This is a genomic window from Streptomyces spongiae, from assembly GCF_009377185.1.
Classification (GTDB): Bacteria; Actinomycetota; Actinomycetes; order Streptomycetales; family Streptomycetaceae; genus Streptomyces; species Streptomyces spongiae.
Genome location: NZ_VJZC01000170.1, coordinates 1 through 17,730, shown reverse-complemented (window position 1 = coordinate 17,730; position 17,730 = coordinate 1). Strand labels below are relative to the sequence as shown.

The 17,730-nt window shown below is 68.6% G+C and carries 15 protein-coding genes; 5 read left to right on the top strand and 10 right to left on the bottom strand.

The genetic code is table 11. The features are described from left to right. Nucleotides 1–204 precede the first annotated feature (204 nt). On the bottom strand, nt 205–1,374 hold the full coding sequence (locus tag FNH08_RS22775; RefSeq protein ID WP_152773347.1) for an endonuclease/exonuclease/phosphatase family protein: 1,170 nt from the start codon (nt 1,372–1,374) through the stop codon (nt 205–207). A gap of 87 nt (nt 1,375–1,461) precedes the next feature. Here FNH08_RS22775 and FNH08_RS22770 point away from each other — a divergent pair, with 87 nt between their 5' ends. The 3 genes from FNH08_RS22770 (at nt 1,462) to FNH08_RS22760 (ending at nt 4,591) form a co-directional block, all read left to right on the top strand. Further along, nucleotides 1,462–2,157: a response regulator transcription factor gene (locus FNH08_RS22770; protein WP_152773346.1), complete on the top strand. Its 696-nt coding sequence runs from the start codon at nt 1,462–1,464 to the stop codon at nt 2,155–2,157. Continuing rightward, nucleotides 2,150–3,253 (top strand): sensor histidine kinase, encoded by a 1,104-nt coding sequence (locus FNH08_RS22765; protein ID WP_322725142.1) that lies wholly within the window; start codon nt 2,150–2,152, stop codon nt 3,251–3,253. The genes FNH08_RS22770 and FNH08_RS22765 overlap by 8 nt, the downstream gene beginning before the upstream one ends. A gap of 162 nt (nt 3,254–3,415) precedes the next feature. Continuing rightward, a complete protein-coding gene (locus FNH08_RS22760) occupies nt 3,416–4,591 on the top strand; it encodes a helix-turn-helix domain-containing protein (RefSeq protein WP_152773344.1) in 1,176 nt (391 codons plus the stop codon). Between the two features lie 53 nt (nt 4,592–4,644). Here FNH08_RS22760 and FNH08_RS22755 read toward each other — a convergent pair whose 3' ends face one another. Then, nucleotides 4,645–5,112: a peptidoglycan-binding domain-containing protein gene (locus FNH08_RS22755; protein WP_152773343.1), complete on the bottom strand. Its 468-nt coding sequence runs from the start codon at nt 5,110–5,112 to the stop codon at nt 4,645–4,647. A gap of 364 nt (nt 5,113–5,476) precedes the next feature. Here FNH08_RS22755 and FNH08_RS22750 point away from each other — a divergent pair, with 364 nt between their 5' ends. Next, nucleotides 5,477–6,451: an arabinan endo-1,5-alpha-L-arabinosidase gene (locus FNH08_RS22750; RefSeq protein WP_152773342.1), complete on the top strand. Its 975-nt coding sequence runs from the start codon at nt 5,477–5,479 to the stop codon at nt 6,449–6,451. A 122-nt stretch (nt 6,452–6,573) separates the two neighbouring features. Here FNH08_RS22750 and FNH08_RS22745 read toward each other — a convergent pair whose 3' ends face one another. The 8 genes from FNH08_RS22745 to FNH08_RS22710 all read right to left on the bottom strand — a co-directional run bounded on the left by FNH08_RS22745 (nt 6,574) and on the right by FNH08_RS22710 (nt 16,870). Further along, the gene (locus FNH08_RS22745) at nt 6,574–8,175 is read right to left on the bottom strand and encodes a pyridoxal phosphate-dependent aminotransferase (RefSeq protein ID WP_152773341.1); all 1,602 of its coding nucleotides are present in this window, start codon (nt 8,173–8,175) and stop codon (nt 6,574–6,576) included. A gap of 162 nt (nt 8,176–8,337) precedes the next feature. Beyond that, complete coding sequence (locus tag FNH08_RS22740; RefSeq protein WP_322725144.1) at nt 8,338–9,426, bottom strand: aldose epimerase family protein; 1,089 nt, start codon at nt 9,424–9,426, stop codon at nt 8,338–8,340. Between the two features lie 50 nt (nt 9,427–9,476). Beyond that, the gene (mmsB, locus tag FNH08_RS22735; RefSeq protein ID WP_152773340.1) at nt 9,477–10,721 is read right to left on the bottom strand and encodes a multiple monosaccharide ABC transporter permease; all 1,245 of its coding nucleotides are present in this window, start codon (nt 10,719–10,721) and stop codon (nt 9,477–9,479) included. Next, nucleotides 10,718–12,268, bottom strand: coding sequence for a multiple monosaccharide ABC transporter ATP-binding protein (gene mmsA, locus FNH08_RS22730; RefSeq protein ID WP_152773339.1), 1,551 nt, complete (start codon nt 12,266–12,268; stop codon nt 10,718–10,720). The genes mmsB and mmsA overlap by 4 nt, the downstream gene beginning before the upstream one ends. 46 nt (nt 12,269–12,314) lie before the next feature. Continuing rightward, nucleotides 12,315–13,427: a multiple monosaccharide ABC transporter substrate-binding protein gene (gene chvE / locus FNH08_RS22725; RefSeq protein WP_152773338.1), complete on the bottom strand. Its 1,113-nt coding sequence runs from the start codon at nt 13,425–13,427 to the stop codon at nt 12,315–12,317. Between the two features lie 144 nt (nt 13,428–13,571). Next, nucleotides 13,572–14,543, bottom strand: coding sequence for a hypothetical protein (locus tag FNH08_RS22720; RefSeq protein ID WP_322725139.1), 972 nt, complete (start codon nt 14,541–14,543; stop codon nt 13,572–13,574). A gap of 109 nt (nt 14,544–14,652) precedes the next feature. Next, entirely contained in the window at nt 14,653–15,666 is a 1,014-nt protein-coding gene (locus FNH08_RS22715) for a zinc-dependent alcohol dehydrogenase (RefSeq protein WP_322725138.1), read from the bottom strand. Between the two features lie 40 nt (nt 15,667–15,706). Next, complete coding sequence (locus FNH08_RS22710) at nt 15,707–16,870, bottom strand: mandelate racemase/muconate lactonizing enzyme family protein (protein WP_322725137.1); 1,164 nt, start codon at nt 16,868–16,870, stop codon at nt 15,707–15,709. A gap of 277 nt (nt 16,871–17,147) precedes the next feature. Between FNH08_RS22710 and FNH08_RS22700 the strand changes: the two genes are divergently transcribed. After that, nucleotides 17,148–17,730: SCO2400 family protein (locus FNH08_RS22700; RefSeq protein WP_456114953.1), on the top strand; the 583-nt coding region annotated here is incomplete at its 3' end.

Below are 17,730 nucleotides of genomic sequence, written 5' to 3'. Positions count from 1 at the left end.
CACGGCGAGGGTGGCGGCCGTGGCGCCCGAGGCGATCAGTACGGTGCGGCGCCCGATGGGGGGAGTTGCCTGCTTGTCTGTCATGAGCACGGCAATATAGGGAGGTGACCTGTCGATGAGCTGTGTGTTCGGCAAAGTGACGGATCGTCAAGCCGCTTACCGGCCGGGCCTCACCGTGGGGTACCGGGAGGCTTTGCGCGACGCTCACCAGCTGATTCCGGCCGCCACCGGCAGGTGGTCGCTGCCGGTGGCCGGCAGCACCCACGAGCCCTCCGGCGCCACGCCGCGCACCAGGATCTGGTCGATCCGCGCCACCGGGAACTTCGCCGGCCAGCTGAAGCCGAAGCCGTCCCCGGCCGCGTCCTGGACCGAGTGCAGCTGCGAGGTGATGCCGGCGAAGGCGCGGTCGTCCATGGTGCCGTTCAGGTCGCCGAGCAGCACCACCCGATCGTTCTTCTCGGCGGCGACGGCCTCGCCGAGCGCCTGCGCGTTTCTGTCCCGACCGGCCGTCCAGAAGCCCGCCCGGGGGTTCACCCGTACCGACCCCAGATGGGCCACGTACACGGCGAGGGGCCCGTGGTCCGTGGCCACCGTGGTGCGCAGCGCCCGGTTGTAGGCCATCTTCACGTCGGCCGGCTTGGTGGCCGCCAGCGGCCCCGCGTCCATCTTGATGTCGACCGGCCGGGTGTCGGACAGCGGCAGCTTGCTCCACAGCCCGACCGTGCCCTGCACCGTGTGGTGCGGGTACGCCTTCGCCAGCTCCTTCTCGTACGTGCCCCGGGCCTGAGGGGTCAGCTCCTCCAGCGCCAGCACGTCCGCACCGGAGGCGGCCAGGTCGCGCGCGGTGCCTACCGGGTCGGGGTTCTCGGCGCCGACGTTGTGGCTGACCACGGTGAGGTCACCGCCCGGGTGGGACTTGTCGCCCAGGAGCCCGCCGAAGAGGCTCAGCCACACCATGACCGGCAGCAGCAGCGCGGCCACCGCGGAGGCGGAGCGGCGCCACAGTGCCCCGGCCAGCAGCACGGGGATGCACAGACCGAACCACGGAAGGAAGGTCTCCACCAGGCTGCCGAGGCCCCCGACCCGGTTCGGGATCTTCGCGTGCAGCAGCATGAACAGGCCGAGCAGCAGCGCCAGGGCCGCGAGCACCGGGCCGCGCTTCCAGGGCCCCGGCCGGGAGCAGACGCGGATCACCCGGCGGACGCCCGCGCGCCAGGTCCCGGCGCCGGTGTCCCGCCCGATATCCGCCGCCGGGGCACTCGAGCCGGTGTCCCGGCGGCCCGCGCCGCCCTGTCCGGTCTCCGCCGTGTCCACCTGCGCAGGCGCATCGCCGGCGTCACCGCGTGCTGATCGTGGGGTTCGGGTTCGGGTCATACCGCCAGTCAAGGCAGCGCGGTGTTGCCGGCATGTATGTGGTTTTCGATATGCCGACGATATGCGCCGACTCGTAGCCTCAAGAACATGCGTGTGTTGATTGTCGAGGACGAGCCCTATCTGGCAGAAGCCATCCGCGACGGCCTACGCCTGGAAGCGATCGCGGCCGACATCGCAGGTGACGGTGACACCGCTCTGGAACTGCTGGGCATCAACACCTACGACATCGCCGTCCTCGACCGCGACATTCCCGGGCCGTCCGGTGACGAGATCGCCAAACGCGTCGTCGCCTCCGGCAGCGGTATGCCCATCCTCATGCTCACCGCGGCCGACCGTCTCGACGACAAGGCATCCGGGTTCGAACTCGGCGCCGACGACTACCTCACGAAACCCTTCGAACTCCAGGAACTCGCGCTCAGGCTCAGAGCACTCGACCGCAGACGTGCCCACCACAGGCCACCCGTACGGGAGATCGCGGGTCTGCGGCTGGACCCGTTCCGCAGAGAGGTGTACCGGGACGGCCGCTACGTCGCGCTGACCCGGAAGCAGTTCGCCGTGCTCGAAGTCCTCGTCGCTGCCGAAGGCGGTGTCGTCAGCGCCGAAGAACTGCTGGAGCGGGCGTGGGACGAGAACGCCGACCCGTTCACCAACGCCGTACGCATCACCGTCTCGGCACTGCGCAAGCGTCTCGGCGAACCCTGGATCATCGCCACTGTGCCAGGCGTCGGCTACCGCATCGACGCGCAGCCGAAGGCCGGACACCAGGGAGGAGACCGTGGATAGGGAACCCGGGTTGAGCGTTCGCCTCAAACTCACCCTCAGCTACGCCGGATTCCTCATGACCGCAGGCGCCTTGCTGCTCGCGGCGGTGTGGGTGTTCCTCCTGCGTTACGTCCCCGAGCGTGCGACGCTCATCAACCACGACGACGACTCCACGAACGGTGTTTTTCCTGTCCGGTCCGGCCTCCTGGACGTTTTCGCTCCGAGGGCGGTCGCGGTGTTGGCGTTCCTGCTGGTGTTCGGACTCGTGGGAGGGTGGATCCTCGCCGGCCGGATGCTCGCCCCGCTGACCCGCATCACTGACGCCACCCGCCTGGCCTCGACCGGATCGCTCTCCCACCGGATCCGGCTACCGGGCCGCAAGGACGAGTTCCGCGAACTCGCCGACGCCTTCGACAAGATGCTCTCAGGGCTCGAAGCACACGTCGCCGAGCAGCAGAGATTCGCAGCCAACGCCTCTCACGAGTTGCGCACCCCGCTGGCGATCTCGAAGGCACTTCTCGACGTGGCCCGCACCGATCCGAACCGCGACGTCGGCGAACTCATCGACCGCCTCCACGCCGTCAACACCCGAGCGATCGACCTGACCGAGGCATTGCTCCTGGTCAGCCGCGCTGAGCAGCGGTCCTTCACCCGAGAACGCGTCGACCTGTCCCTCGTGGCGGAAGAAGCCACCGAAACACTCCTCCCCCTCGCGGAAAAGCACGGCGTCACCATCGAGACCTGCGGCGACATCACCCCCGCGGTCGGATCGCCGGCGCTTCTGCTGCAGCTGACCATGAACCTCGTGCACAACGCGATCGTCCACAACCTGCCTGAACAGGGCACCGTGTGGGTCAATACCGGCGTCCGCCCCAAGACGGCGGTGCTCACTGTCGAGAACACCGGCGAGCAGCTCACCCCACGGCTGGCCTCGACACTCACCGAACCATTCCAGCGCGGCACCGAACGCCTGCACACCGACCACGCGGGCGTCGGCCTCGGCCTGGCGATCGTCAAGACCATCACCCAGGCCCACGACGGATCACTCACCCTCACCCCGCGCTCCGCCGGAGGGATCCGCATCACTGTGGAACTGCCCGCGAAATCCCCGCACTGATCCCGGGTATGTGAAAGTTCAACCCTGATGTGTAATGAGCCTGCCAAGATGCTGTGGCGCATGGACACACCGGGACACCGACCGCGTCCCGGGGGAACCACATCGAGTTGCTGGGATGTCGGGGGGACGACCGCCGGGGCTCGCGGAAAACAGGGGGGCACAATGGCCCAGTACGGCGACGTCGAACGGTTCGCCTCATGGCTGCGGATGCTGAGGGAGAGAGCCGGGCACAGCTACGAGACACTCGCCCAGAAGACCGGTATCAGCCGCTCCAGCCTTCATCGTTACTGCGTGGGCACTTCCGTTCCGCCGGACTACGGCGTGGCCCACCGCATCGCCACGGTCTGCGGGGCCACCCCCGCGGAGTTGCGCGAACTGCACCGCCTCTGGGCCCTGGCGGACGCCGAGCGGGGTCCTCGCGCCTCTCCGGAGGAAGGGCAGGAGCTCGCGGCCGGGGCCCCCGAGGCACCGGTGTCCGCCGCCCGGCATCCGGAGAGTCCAGAGAGTCCGGAGAGCCCCGAGAGCCCGGAGAGCCCGGAGAGCCCGGGGACAGCGGAGACCCCGGAGACAGCGGAAGCGCCCCGGGAGCTGGCGCCGCAGCCGCCGTCGGAGCATCAGACCCCGGGGGAGAGAAGGAGGTTCGTAGGGGGGCGCCGGCTCACCGTCGTCACCGCCGTGGCCGCCGTCCTCGTGCTGGCCGTCGTGACGTGGCGGGCGTCCCTCGGCTCCTCGCCCGCGGGGAGTGCCGAGGCGGTCGACCGGCGGCTGCTGTTCTCGGCGGGCTGCCGGCCCGTGGTGAGTATGGGCCAGCACGACGAGTGCGTACGGGAGGCGCAGCTGCTGCTCCGGCGGCGCGGCGCGACCATCGGTGTCGACGGCTCCTTCGGTCCGGAGACCCTGCGCCGGGTGACGGCGTTCCAGGTGCTCGCGGGCATCTCCCCGAACGGGGTCGTCGCGGATCCCACGAAGAAGGCCCTCTACGAGTCGAAGGTGCGCCTGGACACCTGGTCGCCGGAGAAGGTCCGCGAACGTATCCGCGAGGTGTTCACCGAGGCACCGGACGACGCCGTCGCCATAGCCGACTGCCAGTCATTCCTGGACCCGCTGCACATCCTGCCGAACACCAACGGCAGCAGGAACTGGGGCCTGTTCCAGATCTCCGACACACGGCTGCGGGAACTGAAGGGCACGCCACTCAAGGCACTGGACCCCGAATGGAACATCCAGGCCGCCAAACGCCTGTGGAACCGGGAACGCGACTTTCACGACTGGCCCCACTGCAGCCGGGCCCTGAAGTCGGCTGCTCCCACGGCAGCGGCCTCCTCGACGCCGCGCTGACCCCGGCGTGACCGGGCCCCGTCCCCCGGCGGGGCCCGGTCAGCCACGGGGGTTCAGTTGCAGAAGCCGCCGGCCCAAGCGGCGAACCGCTTGAACGCTGCCTGGGTCTGCGTTCCGGCCTGCCCGTCGATGCCGCCCTCGTAGCCATGGCTGGACTTCAGATAGCGCTGCAGCGCCGAAACCGTGCCGCTGCCGACGACTCCGTCGATCTGGCCGGTGTAGCCGTAGTACGCCTTGAGGAAGCGCTGCATCGCCTTCCAGCTGTTGGTGCCCAGCTGACCGTCGAGCGCGTCGTTGTAGTCCCAGTGCACAACCAGCCAGCACTGGACGTTCTTGGCTTGCGCGGTGCTCAGGCCGAGGTTGACCGTCGCGAGCGGGGCGACGGCCCTGGTGCTCACCGCCGGCTTCGAGGCCGGCGCGGACGCCGCGAAGCTCGCGCTCGCACCCGCCAGGCTCGCGGCGGCGATCCCGACGACGGCCGTGACACTGACGAGTGACCTTGTCACAACGCTCGGTCGCATTCAATTCCCCTTTTCGGCTGTGGTCCCGCTGTCGCGGAGGTGCTGTTGATGCCGGACCGACGCTGGCAGGGCACACCGGCCACCGACAAGGAAACGGGTCCCAGTGGGATGACCGGGACGGCATCCGCCGCCTGAGCTGGGCGTTTCGCAGCCCGCTGAGACGCGAGTGGGACGAGGGAGGCAACGGTGGCGTGAGTGGTCTCAAATCACATGGGGATGACGCGAGTTGCCCGTGTGGGAACCGTTGACGCGCAAGCGCTTCGATTCTACGTTTCGGGCACACGGCTGTCCGACAGAACGGCCGATGTTCGGCATTCCGGACGGTCGTGCTGGGCAATCTCCCCCCACTCCCAGGAGGTTCCGTATGAGCCGCACCTCCCGAAGAACCGCTCTCCTCGCCGTCCCCGCGGCCGTCCTGCTCGCCCTCGTCCCCGGTACGGCCAACGCGTACCCGAACCCCGGTCGCGTCACCGGCTCGACGGTCGTCCACGACCCGTCGATGATCCGCACCCCGTCCGGCCAGTACCTGCTGTACGCCACCGGCGGCGGCCTCGCCAACAAGACGTCCACCGACCGCATCGCCTTCAGCGCAGGCGCGGACGCGTTCCGCACGGAGCCGGGCTGGTGGTCCACCTACTCCTCCGTGCCGGAGGCGTGGGCGCCGGACATCTCGTACCACGGCGGCAAGTACCTGATGTACTACTCGGTCTCGTCCTTCGGCTCGCAGAACTCGGCCATCGGGCTGGCCGGTTCGACCACCGGACAGCCGGGCAGCTGGACCGACTACGGCACCGTCTACACGTCCAGCTCCTCCACCGACTACAACGCCATCGACCCCAACCTCTTCGTCGACGACGACGGCAAGTGGTGGCTGTCCTTCGGCAGTTGGTGGTCCGGGATCAAGATGATCCAGATCAACCCGTCGACCGGCAAGCAGCTCTCGTCCAACACCACGCGCTACTCGCTCGCGTCCCGCCCCACCGGCACCAAGGCCGTCGAGGCCCCCTTCGTCGTCAAGCGAAACGGCTACTACTACCTCTTCGCCTCGTACGACACCTGCTGCGCCGGCACCAGCTCCACCTACAAGGTCAAGGTCGGCCGCGCCACCAGCGTCACCGGGCCGTACCGCGACAAGAACGGCGTCGCGATGACCAACAACGGCGGCACGCCCGTGCTGGAGTCGCACGGCAGCGTCATCGGCCCCGGCGGCCAGTCGATCCTGGGGGACGCCGACGGCGACCTGATCGTCTACCACTACTACGACGGCAACGACAACGGCACGCCCAAGCTCGGCATCAACCTGCTGAACTGGAGCAGCGGCTGGCCCGTCGCCTACTGACCCGGCTGAGCGATGCGTGTCGGCAATGGGTGTTGCGGGCTGTGTGACGGCTGCGGGCGTGTTGTGGCTTGTCGCGCGGTTCCCCGCGCCCCTGAAAAACGCGCCCGCAGCCGACCTGCTACCTAGATCGCCCCGGCCGCAGGCCACCCCAGCGGCTCCGGCTGGCCCTCCGGGGCCGTGCGGCCCCGGACCTGGGCCGCCGTGAGCCCCTGCGCCGCGCCCATCGCGCGGCGATTGGCGGCGGCGGCCATGCCGGGCATGCCCGTCTGGGCGACCGGCTGGAGGCCGGCGGCCGGCGCGGGGGTCATGCCGGGCATGGAGGCCACGTTCGGCATCGAAGGAACCGACGGCATGGAAGGCATCGAAGGCATGGACGGCATCGACGGCATCTGAGGCATCGACGCGGCAGCCGGCGCCGGCATGGGGGCAGGCGCGGGCGCGGGAGCCGGCGCGGGCATCGGGGCCGGGGCGGGCGCCGGCATGCCCATCGCCTGGGCCGCCACGCCCTGCATACCCGAGCCGTTGGTCTCACTCATCAGTCGGTCCACGGCCGCCGTACCCGAGCTGTAGCTGGTCCCGGTGCTCAGCTCAGGTACGGCGGCTCCCCTCCTGGACCCGTACAGCACCGACTCCAGGCCGGACACCAGGCGACGCACGTCGACCTCGGGCCGGACCACGAGCCGCAGGAAGCGACTGGATGAGCCGATCTTGTTGCCGCACTCGCGGACCAGGATCCGGTGCTCGGAGAGCAACCGGTCCCGGACCACAGTGCCCTCGGCGCCGACGGGAAGGCGCACGAAGAGGAAGTTGCCCTGCGACGGGTAGACCGTCAGACCGGGCAGGTTGGACAGGAGACGGGCCATCTCCAGGCGGTCCCGGCGCACCTGGTGGAGGCTCTCCATGTACTCGGCGCCGTGGTTCTTGAGCATGAAGACGACCGTCTCCGCGAAGGAGTTGAGGTTCCACTTCGGCAGCATCGAGCGGACCTTCCCGGCGAGGGCCGGGTTGGCGACCATGTAGCCGAAGCGGATGCCGTGCAGACCGAAGTTCTTGCCGAGGCTGCGCAGCACGACGACGTTGGGCCGCATCACGGCGTCCTCGACGGTGCTCGGCTCGGACTCGGCGTCGGCGAACTCCAGGAACGACTCGTCGATGACGATCAGGTCCAGGTCCGCCATCGCGTCCATGAACTGCACGAGCGCGTGCCGGTGGAGGAAGCCGCCGTCGGGGTTGTTCGGGTTGCAGATGACGGCGACCTTCGTGCCGCGCTGCCGGATGAACTCGGCGTACTGCGCGAGGTCCAGGGCGAAGCCGTTCGACTCCTGGAGCGGGAACATGTCGACCCGCTTGCCGGTCTCCTGGGGCTGGTCGGTCCAGCGGCCGAAGGTGGGGACGGGGATGGCGAGGGACTCGCGGACCAGCAGGTGGTCGATCCAGGTGATGAGCTCGGTCGAGCCGTTGCCCATCGCCACGCACTGCGGCGGGAGCTGGAGGAGGTTGCAGAGCTCGGCCGTGATGGTGTCGGCGCTGCTCGGGTAGTACGTGATGATCTCGCGCAGCCGGCCCGCCAGATCGTCGAACATGGCCGGGGTGGGGAAGTACGGGTTGCACGGGATGCAGAAGTCGATCGGTCCGACGCCTTCACCGCCCTCGCGCGTCAGCGCAGCCATCGACGGGCTGTGCGCTGCCGTGCTGCGGAAGAGTGAGGCGACGTTCCCGGCCATGAAACCTCCGTAGGGGGCGGGCCCGTTGGGGACGACCGGGCCCGACAGTTCTGGGTGGCCCGCGCGGGGGAGCACGGGCCGCCCTTACATACGGAGGCTGGGGTGGCGCTGTTCAACCGCTGAGAAATCGGTAAGAACTTGTGTGCCACCTGTGAAGGTGGGTCAGCTGAACGAGTGGATCGTCGTCGAGCGGTACGTCTGTCCCGGGCGCAGTGTCGTCGACGGGAACGACGGCTTGTTCGGCGAGTCCGGGAAGTGCTGCGTCTCCAGGCACAGGGCGTCACCCTGACGGTAGATCTTGCCACCCGTACCGACGAGCGTGCCGTCGAGGAAGTTCCCCGAGTAGAACTGCAGGCCAGGCTCGGTGGTCGCCATCTTGAGCGTACGGCCGGAGGAGGGGGCGCGGAGCGTCGCGATGTGCTCGGGTTCGGTCGTGGTCCCCTTGTCGAGCACCCAGTTGTGGTCCATGCCCTTGGCGTAGAGCAACTGCGGGTGCGCCTCGCGGATGTCCTCACCGATCCTCTTGGCCCGCCGGAAGTCGAAGGGGGACCCCACGACTGATTCCGGCTCACCCGTGGGGATCAAGCCGGAGTCGACGGGGAGGTAGTGGGAGGCGGCGATCTCCAGCTCGTGGTCGTGGGCCGAGCCGCTGCCCTCGCCCTCGAGGTTCCAGTAGACGTGGCTGGTGAGGTTGACGACCGTGGCCTTGTCGGTGGTGGCCTCGTAGTCGATGCGCCAGTCGCCCTGCTCGGTGAGGGTGTACGTGACGTTCACGTCGAGCGTGCCGGGGTGTCCCATCTCGCCGTCGACGCTCGTGCAGGACAGGTGGAGGCCGACGTCGGATCCCTTGGTGAACGGCTCGATGTCCCACACACGCTTGTCGAAGCCCTTGTCTCCGCCGTGCAGGCTGTTCGCGCCGTCGTTGACGGAGAGCTGGTGGCTCCTGCCGTCGAGGGTGTACTTGCCCTTGCCGATGCGGTTGCCGTACCGGCCGATCAGGGCGCCGAAGTAGGGGCTCTGGGCGACGTAGTCCTCGATGTTGTCGAAACCCAGGGAGACGTTCGCGTACCGGCCCTTGTCGTCCGGGATCTCCAGGGACTGCACGATCCCGCCGTACGACAGGACCGTCATGCGCGTGCCGCCGTTCGCCAGCGACCAGCTGTGGATCCTGGTTCCGTCGGCGAGCTTTCCGAAGAGCTTCTTCACGGGCTTCTGACTGCCTCCCTTGGCCTGATGTGCGGCTTCCGCGATGGAGACGGAGAGGGTGGAGGGCCCCGCCGTTGGGGCGGGGCCCTTCTCGCTCACGAACCGGACTTGCGCTTGTTCCACACGTCGAATCCGACCGCCGCCAACAGGGCCAGGCCCTTGATGACCTGCTGCCAGTCGGTGCCGACGCTGAGGAGGTTCATGCCGTTGTTGAGTACACCGAGGACGAGACCACCGATGATCGCGCCGAGGACGGTACCGACACCGCCGCTCATGGACGCGCCACCGATGAACGCCGAGGCGATCGCCTCGAGTTCGTAGTTCAGGCCCGCCTTCGGCGAGGCCGCGTTCAGACGGGCGGCGATCGCCAGACCCGCCAGGGCCGCGAGCGCGCCCATGTTCAGGAAGACCAGGAAGGTGACCTTCTTGTCCTTCACACCCGACAGTTTGGCCGCCGGCAGGTTGCCGCCGATCGCGTAGATGTGGCGGCCGAACACCGCGTTGCGCATGATGTAGCCGTAGCCGACCACCAGCGCGCCCAGGATCAGCAGCACGATCGGCGCACCCTTGTAGCTGGCGAGCAGCATCGTGACGACGAGTACCGAGGCGACGATCGCGACGATCTTGAGCAGGAAGAGGTTCAGCGGCACCACGTCCAGCGAGAACTCCTGCTGGCGCTTGCGGTCCCGGAACTCCTGGAGCACCACGAAGACGATCAGGACGAGGCCCAGCAGCAGCGTGATGTTGTGGTAGTTCGTGTCCGGGCCGGTCTCCGGCAGGAAGCCGTTGCCGATCTTCTGCAGACCGTCCGGGAAGGGGCCGAGGGTCTGCCCCTCCAGCAGGATCTCCGTCGCGCCGCGGAACACCAGCATTCCGGCGAGGGTGACGATGAACGAGGGTATGCCGAGATACGCGATGAAGAACCCCTGCGCCGCGCCGGCCGCCGCGCCCACCAGCAGGCACAGCACCAGGGCGAGTGGCCACGCCATGTGGTGCTGCACCGTCAGCACGGCCGCGAACGCGCCCACGAACGCCGTCAGTGACCCGACCGACAGGTCGATGTGACCCGCGATGATCACCAGCATCATGCCGATCGCGAGGATCAGGACGTAGCTGTTCTGCAGGATCAGGTTGGAGACGTTGCGCGGCAGCAGCAGGTCTCCGTCGGTCACGACCGCGAAGAAGGCGACGATCAGGCCGAGGGCGAGCAGCATGCCGTACTGGCGCATGTTGCGGCGCAGGCCGTCCAGCACCAGCTGCAGCAGGCCCCCGCCCGTGGCCCCTCCGGTCTTGCCCGGCGGCGCCGGGGCCGGGGTCTTGGCGGTCACATCCGTGCTCATCGGGTTACCTCTTTGTCCTTCGTCATCTGGCGCATCAGCGATTCCTGCGTGGCCTCGGCCCGCGAGAACTCACCGGTCAGCCGCCCGGCGGCCATGGTGTAGATGCGGTCGCACATGCCGAGCAGCTCGGGCAGTTCGGAGGAGATGAAGACGACCGCCTTGCCCTCGGCGGCCAGTTGGTCGATGACCGTGTAGATCTCGTACTTGGCGCCCACGTCGATGCCGCGGGTGGGCTCGTCCAGGATCAGCACCTCGGGACCCGCGAAGATCCACTTGCTGAGGACAACCTTCTGCTGGTTGCCGCCGGAGAGCCTGCCGACCGTCTCGAAGACGGTCGGCGTCTTGATGTTCATGGACTTGCGGAAGCGCTCGGAGACCTTCCGCTCCTCGTGCTCGTCGACCACACCGCGCCTCGCGACCTTGTCCAGGGCGGTCAGCGAGATGTTCCGGTTGATGTTGTCGATGAGGTTGAGGCCGTAGTGCTTGCGGTCCTCGGTGACGTAGGCGATTCCGTGCTCCACCGCCTCGGCCACGTGCCTCGTCCGGATCTCCTTGCCGTCCTTGAGGACCGTGCCGCCCGCGTACCGGCCGTACGCCCGCCCGAAGACGCTCATCGCGAGCTCGGTGCGGCCGGCGCCCATGAGGCCCGCGATACCGACGATCTCCCCGCGCCGCACGCTGAGCGACACGTCGTCGACGACCTTGCGCGTCTGGTCGATCGGGTGGTGCACGGTCCAGTTGCGGATCTCCAGGGCCGGCGCCGCCTTCGCCTCCGCCTCGTGGGGAGTGCGCTCGGGGAAGCGGTGGTCCAGGTCGCGGCCGACCATGCCGCTGATGATCCGGTCCTCCGTGGTCTCGGCCGACTTCACGTCGAGGGTCTCGATGGACCGCCCGTCGCGGATGATCGTCACCGAGTCGGCGACCTTGCGGATCTCGTTGAGCTTGTGGGAGATGATGATCGAGGTGATGCCCTGCTTCTTCAGCTCCAGGATGAGGTCCAGGAGCTTGCCGCTGTCCTCGTCGTTCAGCGCGGCGGTCGGCTCATCCAGGATGAGCAGCTTCACCTTCTTCGACAGGGCCTTCGCGATCTCCACGAGCTGCTGCTTGCCCACGCCGATGTCGGCGACGCGGGTCTCCGGGTGGTCGCTCAGGCCGACCCTGCGCAGCAGTTCACTGGCGTGCTTGAGGGTCTCGCGCCAGTCGATGAGCCCGCCCTTGGCGTGCTCGTTGCCGAGGAAGATGTTCTCCGCGAGGGAGAGGAAGGGCACCAGGGCCAGCTCCTGGTGGATGATCACGATGCCGTGTTCTTCGCTGGCCCTGATGTCCTTGAAGCTGCAGACCTCTCCGTCGAAGAGGATCTCCCCCTCGTAGGTGCCGTGGGGGTGGACGCCGGAGAGGACCTTCATGAGGGTCGACTTGCCGGCGCCGTTCTCACCGCATATGGCGTGGACCTCGCCCCGCTGGACGGTCAGGGTGACGTCCGACAGCGCTTTGACGCCGGGAAAGGTCTTGACGATCGAGCGCATTTCCAGGACGGGTCCCGCCATGGTCTTGCCTTCCAATCAGAGTGAATCGTCGGTCGGTGGCGGGCTGTTACTTCAGGTCGCTCGCCTTGATGTAGCCGGAGTCGACGACGGTCTTCTGGTAGTTGGTCTTGTCGACGGCGACCGGCGTGAGCAGGTAGGCCGGGACGACCTTCGCGCCGTTGTCGTAGGTCTTGGTGTCGTTGACCTCGGGCTTCTTGCCGTTCAGCGCGTCGTCGACCATGGTCGAGGCGACCTTGGCGAGCTCACGGGTGTCCTTGTAGACGGTCATCGCCTGCTGGTCCGCGATGATCGACTTCACCGAGGCGACCTCGGCGTCCTGGCCGGTGACGACCGGCAGCGGCTTGCTCGCGGAGCCGTAGCCGTCCGACTTCAGCGCCGAGATGATGCCGATGGAGATGCCGTCGTACGGCGAGAGCACGGCGTCGACCTTGCCGCTCTTGTACGACTTGGTGAGGATGTCGTCCATGCGGCGCTGCGCGGTGGCGCCGTCCCAGCGGAGCGTGGTGACCTTGGTCAGCTCCGTCTGGCCGGACTTGACGACGAGCTGCTTCTTGTCGATGTACGGCTGCAGGACGTTCATCGCGCCCTGGAAGAAGTAGCGCGTGTTGTTGTCGTCGTTGGAGCCGGCGAAGAGCTCGAGGTTGAACGGGCCCTTCTTGGAGCCGTCCTTCAGGCCGAGCTTCTCGACGATGTAGCTGCCCTGGAGCTCGCCGACCTTCTCGTTGTCGAACGACGCGTAGTAGTCGACGTTCTTGGTGCCGAGGATGAGGCGGTCGTAGGAGATCACCGGGATCTTGGCGTCGGCGGCCTGCTGGAGCACGTTGTTCATCGACTTGTTGTCGATCGCCGCGACGATCAGGGCCTTCACGCCCTGCGTGATCAGGTTCTCGATCTGCGAGACCTGCTGGTCCGGGTCGTCCTCGCCGTAGACCAGCTTGGTCTTGTAGCCCTTGGACTGGAGGTCCTTGACGACGTTGTTGCCGTCCGCGATCCAGCGCTCGGAGGACTTGGTCGGCATCGCGATGCCGATGGTGCCGCCCTTGGCGCTGCCCCCGGAGTCATCGCTGCCGCCCTCGCTGTCCTGTCCACAGGCGGAGAGGGTGAGGGCGAGGGAGGCGGCCGTGGCGATGGCGGCGAGCGCTGCTTTGCGAGTGCGCATGATCATCTTCCTTGATGTGTGTGACCGGGCTCGGTCTGCGATGCGCGGTTGCTCCGAAGGGCGGTGCGGGTAAAGACCGAGAAAGAAGTGTGTCGGATTCTGTGCGGCTGCGTCGTCTTTTGTGAAGAGGGCGTGTTCGGAACGTTATGAGGGCGTGTCGAACCGGTTGAGCGCACCCGGCAGCCGGGACCCCAGCGGCGCCATGTCCCCGTCGGCTCCGTGCCGCGCGAGCAGGTCCAGGGCGAGCCGGCCGCGCCGCACCCGCTCCTTGGCCGTGGCCAGCGTCAGGTCGCGCATGTGGTGCCCGTACGGGTAGATCCCGGGGGCCTTCGACAGGCCGAACTTCAGGTAGAGCGGTGCGCCGCGCCGGATCAGCTCGGCGAGCTCGTACATCCGCACGTAGCCGCCGAGATCGTCGGGGGCCTCGATGTACATGTCCATGGGGGCGCCCGACACCCGGCGGATCTCGGTGAGGTGATCGAGCGTCAGGTCGCTCGGCACGTTGACCGAGTCGGCGCCGAGGTTCTCGTACACGGCGTACGCGGCCGGGTTGACCGGACCGATCAGCGCGGACACCTTCAAGGTCGTGTCGGCGGGGATGATCCCGGCCACGCGCGCCCGGTGCAGCGTCCACAGCACGCCCTCGTCGGCGACGAGCAGGCACTTGACGCCCAACTCCGTCGCGCGGATCGCGTCCTCCACGCACCCGGCCACGGCGTCGTGGCCACGGGCGCGCAGGCCCGCCCCGCGCGAGTCGGTACGGGTGGAGCCGCCGATGTCCCACGTGCCGCGCGGCCCCGTGAACAGGCAGAGCTCGATGTCGCGTTCGCCGGTGGCCTCGACCATCTCGGTGATCTCGGCGTCGGTCAGCATCCACACGCCGGAGCCCTGGCTGATCCGGTGGATCGGCACGTCGAGACGCGAGGCCTCCTTGAGGATCACGGCCAGCGCCTCGGGCCCCTCGCAGGAGGGGACCTCGGTGCGCCAGCGGCCGCCTCCGGGGAAGGTGTGCGGCGAGGCGTCGGCGGGGGACAGGTCGGGCGCGCCCAGGCCGAGCGCGGCGAGCGCCTGCTCGCCGGGTCGACGGGCTGACGTGGCGGAAGCGTCGGTCGTCACAATCTGTCCTTCATGTTCGGTATTTCGGACGGAGTTCGTGGCTCAGGGTGCACGTGGCGTTGGGTGTACGCCGGTACGAGGCGTCAGGGTCCCCGTACCGGCGTACGGCTCAGGGGAGGGACGGCCGCAGCAGGACCTTTCCGACCTTCGGGTCGCCGGATCCCACCAGCTCGATGGCGTGCGGGAACTCGGCGAGCGGCAGCTCGTGCGTCACCATCGGCAGCGGATCGAGCAGACCCGCCCCGAAGACCCGCACCGTGTGCGCCCAGGCGTCCGGCGGTGCCCCGAAGACGGTGTGCACCTCCAGCTGCCGTACGACGAGATCGGTGGGGTCGAGGCCGTCGGCACCCGGCGCCGGGATCCCCGTGAGGACCAGACGCCCGCCGCGCCGCAGCAGGGCGGCGGCGGTGCGCGCCGCGTCCGCGGACCCGGCCGTCTCGATCACGACGTCGAAGTCGTCCGGGAGCTCCTGGTCCTTGGTACGGAAGTCCGTGGCACCGAACTCCCGCGACATCGCCGCACGGTCCGGACGCGTGCCGACGACCAGCAGCTCGGCCGGCGAACCCGCCTTCAGGAACTGAACGGCGAACATCCCGAGCGTTCCGGTGCCCACGACCGCCACCCGCTCGCCGGGCCGGGCGTTCGCCTTGAGCGCCGCGGCCGCGATGCAGGCGGCCGGCTCCAGCAGAGCGGCGGCCGTCAGATCGCAGTCGTCCGGCAGGACGTGCAGCAGGCGGGCGGGGAGCGTCAGCGTGGTGGCCATCGCCCCGGGCTGGGTGAACCCGGTCTCCTCGTACCCGGCCGTGCACAGCGTGGTCTCGCCCGCGTGGCACCGGTCGCAGACCTGGCAGTTCCGGAAGCCCTCACCGACGACCTTGCGACCCACAAGAGTCGAAGGCACACCAGCCCCGACCGCCTCGACCGTCCCGGACCACTCGTGCCCCGGAGTCAGCGGATACCGGACATAACCCTCCGGCCGGTTGCCCTGGAAGACCTCGCGGTCACTGCCACAGATCCCCGAGGCGTGCACACGGACCAGCGCCTCGCCGGCCTCCGGCTGCCTCGGCTCGTGCGGGACGAGCCGGTGCTCGCCCGGTGCTTCGATGACGACTGCGGTACTCACTGCGCCCCCTCCCCGTAGGACCTGTAGGACCGACGGATGCTCACTTGCTGCCCTTGGGCTTGCGCTGCTCCCAGCCCTCGGCCCACAGGTCGAACCGGGCCTGCTGCTGCGGGAACTCGGCCGCCGCGTCCACGTCCAGCTCGACCCCGAGACCGGGCTCGTGGGAGAGGTGGAAGCAGCCGTCCTCGGGGTTCACCTGGGGGGCGCCCTTGATGACCTTCTTGATCTCCGCGTCGGCGAAGTCGTTGAAGTGCTCGAGTATCTTGAAGTTCGGGGAGGTGAAGCCGACCTGGAGCGAGGCGGCGGTCAGGACGGGCCCGCCCACGTTGTGCGGGGCGACGAGCATGTAGTGGGCCTCGGCGGTTGCGGCCAGCTTGCGCGTCTCCCAGATACCGCCGATGTGACCGACGTCCGGCTGGATGATGTCGACGGCCTGGCTCTCGAAGAGCTCCCGGAACTCGATCCGGTCGTGGATGCGCTCACCCGTGGCGACCGGCATCTCGACCTTCGCGGCCACCTTCTCCAGCGCCTTCAGGTTCTCCGGCGGCACCGGCTCCTCCAGCCAGGCCGGCTTGAACGGGGCGAGGTCCTTGGCGAGGCGTACGGCGGTGGCGGGGGAGAAACGGCCGTGCATCTCGAGCATCAGCTCGGCGTCGGGGCCGATGGCGTCGCGGACGGCCTCGATCAGGGAGACGGCGTACAGGCTCTGCTCGTGGTCGAGCTCGAAGTGCCCGGTGCCGAAGGGGTCGATCTTGAGCGCCTTGTACCCGCGCTCCATGACCGCCCGCGCGGCCTTGTGGTAGGCCTCGGGCGTCCGCTCCGTCGTGTACCAGCCGTTGGCGTACGCCTTGACCTTGTCGGTGACCTTGCCGCCGAGAAGCTGCCAGACGGGGACGCCCAGGGCCTTGCCCTTGATGTCCCAGCAGGCCATCTCGATCACGGCGATGCCGGACATCACGATCTCGCCGGCCCGACCGTAGTCGCCGTACTTCATGCGGCGGACCAGATCCTCGACAGCGAACGGGTCCGACCCGAGAATGTGGTTGGCCTCTGCCTCGTGCAGATAGCCGAGCAGCGCGTCGGTGTGGCCCAGCATCCGGGTCTCGCCGACGCCGGTGAGCCCCTCGTCGGTGTGCACCTGGACGTAGGTCAGGTTGCGCCACGGCGTCCCTACCACGTGCGTGCTGATTCCCGTGATGCGCACGTTAGCTACTCCCTGTACTTTTCGGTCTGTTCGAAATATCGTCACGTGTTCGAAATGCTGGCGCGACAGTAAGGACGACGCGGTCGGGGTGTCAATGGGTCGAGCGGTCGAACGCATAACGGTTTTGATGCGTCGGCGGGGATGGCGGAGGCGGCGGGGTTGGCGGGGAATGGTCCGGGCTGTCCTCGCCCCCGTGCGCCGGAACGTGAGATTCATGCACAACTTTCACACCTTCACCCGGGAACGTCACCGGTGTGGAACTTAATCTTCCGGCGTCATGGACTACTGCCACCCGTGCCAACGGCACCTCAATGGCGCCCTGGCTTGCCCGGGGTGCGGCACATCGGCCGAAGCGTGCCGGGAGCACGCGGGCTCGTTGTCCGAGTGGCACGATGCGGCCGCGGACGACCGCGGCGAAGCGCACGACGACGGCAGGCCCGAGGCCGACGGACGTCGGGCCCGGTCCCGGAACCGTGGACGCGGCGTGCGGGGCGGCCGGCGGGACCGGCGCGCGGCGCTGCACCGGCGCCGTCGCCGACGGGTCCTGATGATCGGGACGGGGTTGTTGCTCGCCGCTGGTGGGCTGAGTCTCGCGGAGCTCGGCAAGGAGGCTCCGTCGTCGGAGCCGAACGCCGCCACCGCGGAGGACGCCCCCGCCGGCTCACCGACGGCCTCGTCGGACGGTTCCCCGGGGGCCGGCGGCAGAGCGGGGGGATCGGCCGGCGCCGACGGGGACTCGCCGGACGAGTCGCCGTCTCCCTCGGCCTCGAAGTCGAAGAAGCCCAAGGAGGGGGACCGGGACAAGCCCAAGGACCCCTCGGGCAACACGACGGCGAGCCCCACGTCCTCGGCTCCCGCCC

Bases quoted from the DNA above. Each gene is read 5' to 3' on its own strand.
- FNH08_RS22775 (WP_152773347.1), bottom strand. From the start codon at position 1,374: ATGACCCGAACCCGAACCCCACGATCAGCACGCGGTGACGCCGGCGAT.
- FNH08_RS22770 (WP_152773346.1), top strand. From the start codon at position 1,462: ATGCGTGTGTTGATTGTCGAGGACGAGCCCTATCTGGCAGAAGCCATC.
- FNH08_RS22760 (WP_152773344.1), top strand. From the start codon at position 3,416: ATGGCCCAGTACGGCGACGTCGAACGGTTCGCCTCATGGCTGCGGATG.
- FNH08_RS22755 (WP_152773343.1), bottom strand. From the start codon at position 5,112: ATGCGACCGAGCGTTGTGACAAGGTCACTCGTCAGTGTCACGGCCGTC.
- FNH08_RS22750 (WP_152773342.1), top strand. From the start codon at position 5,477: ATGAGCCGCACCTCCCGAAGAACCGCTCTCCTCGCCGTCCCCGCGGCC.
- FNH08_RS22745 (WP_152773341.1), bottom strand. From the start codon at position 8,175: ATGGCCGGGAACGTCGCCTCACTCTTCCGCAGCACGGCAGCGCACAGC.
- mmsB (WP_152773340.1), bottom strand. From the start codon at position 10,721: ATGAGCACGGATGTGACCGCCAAGACCCCGGCCCCGGCGCCGCCGGGC.
- mmsA (WP_152773339.1), bottom strand. From the start codon at position 12,268: ATGGCGGGACCCGTCCTGGAAATGCGCTCGATCGTCAAGACCTTTCCC.
- chvE (WP_152773338.1), bottom strand. From the start codon at position 13,427: ATGCGCACTCGCAAAGCAGCGCTCGCCGCCATCGCCACGGCCGCCTCC.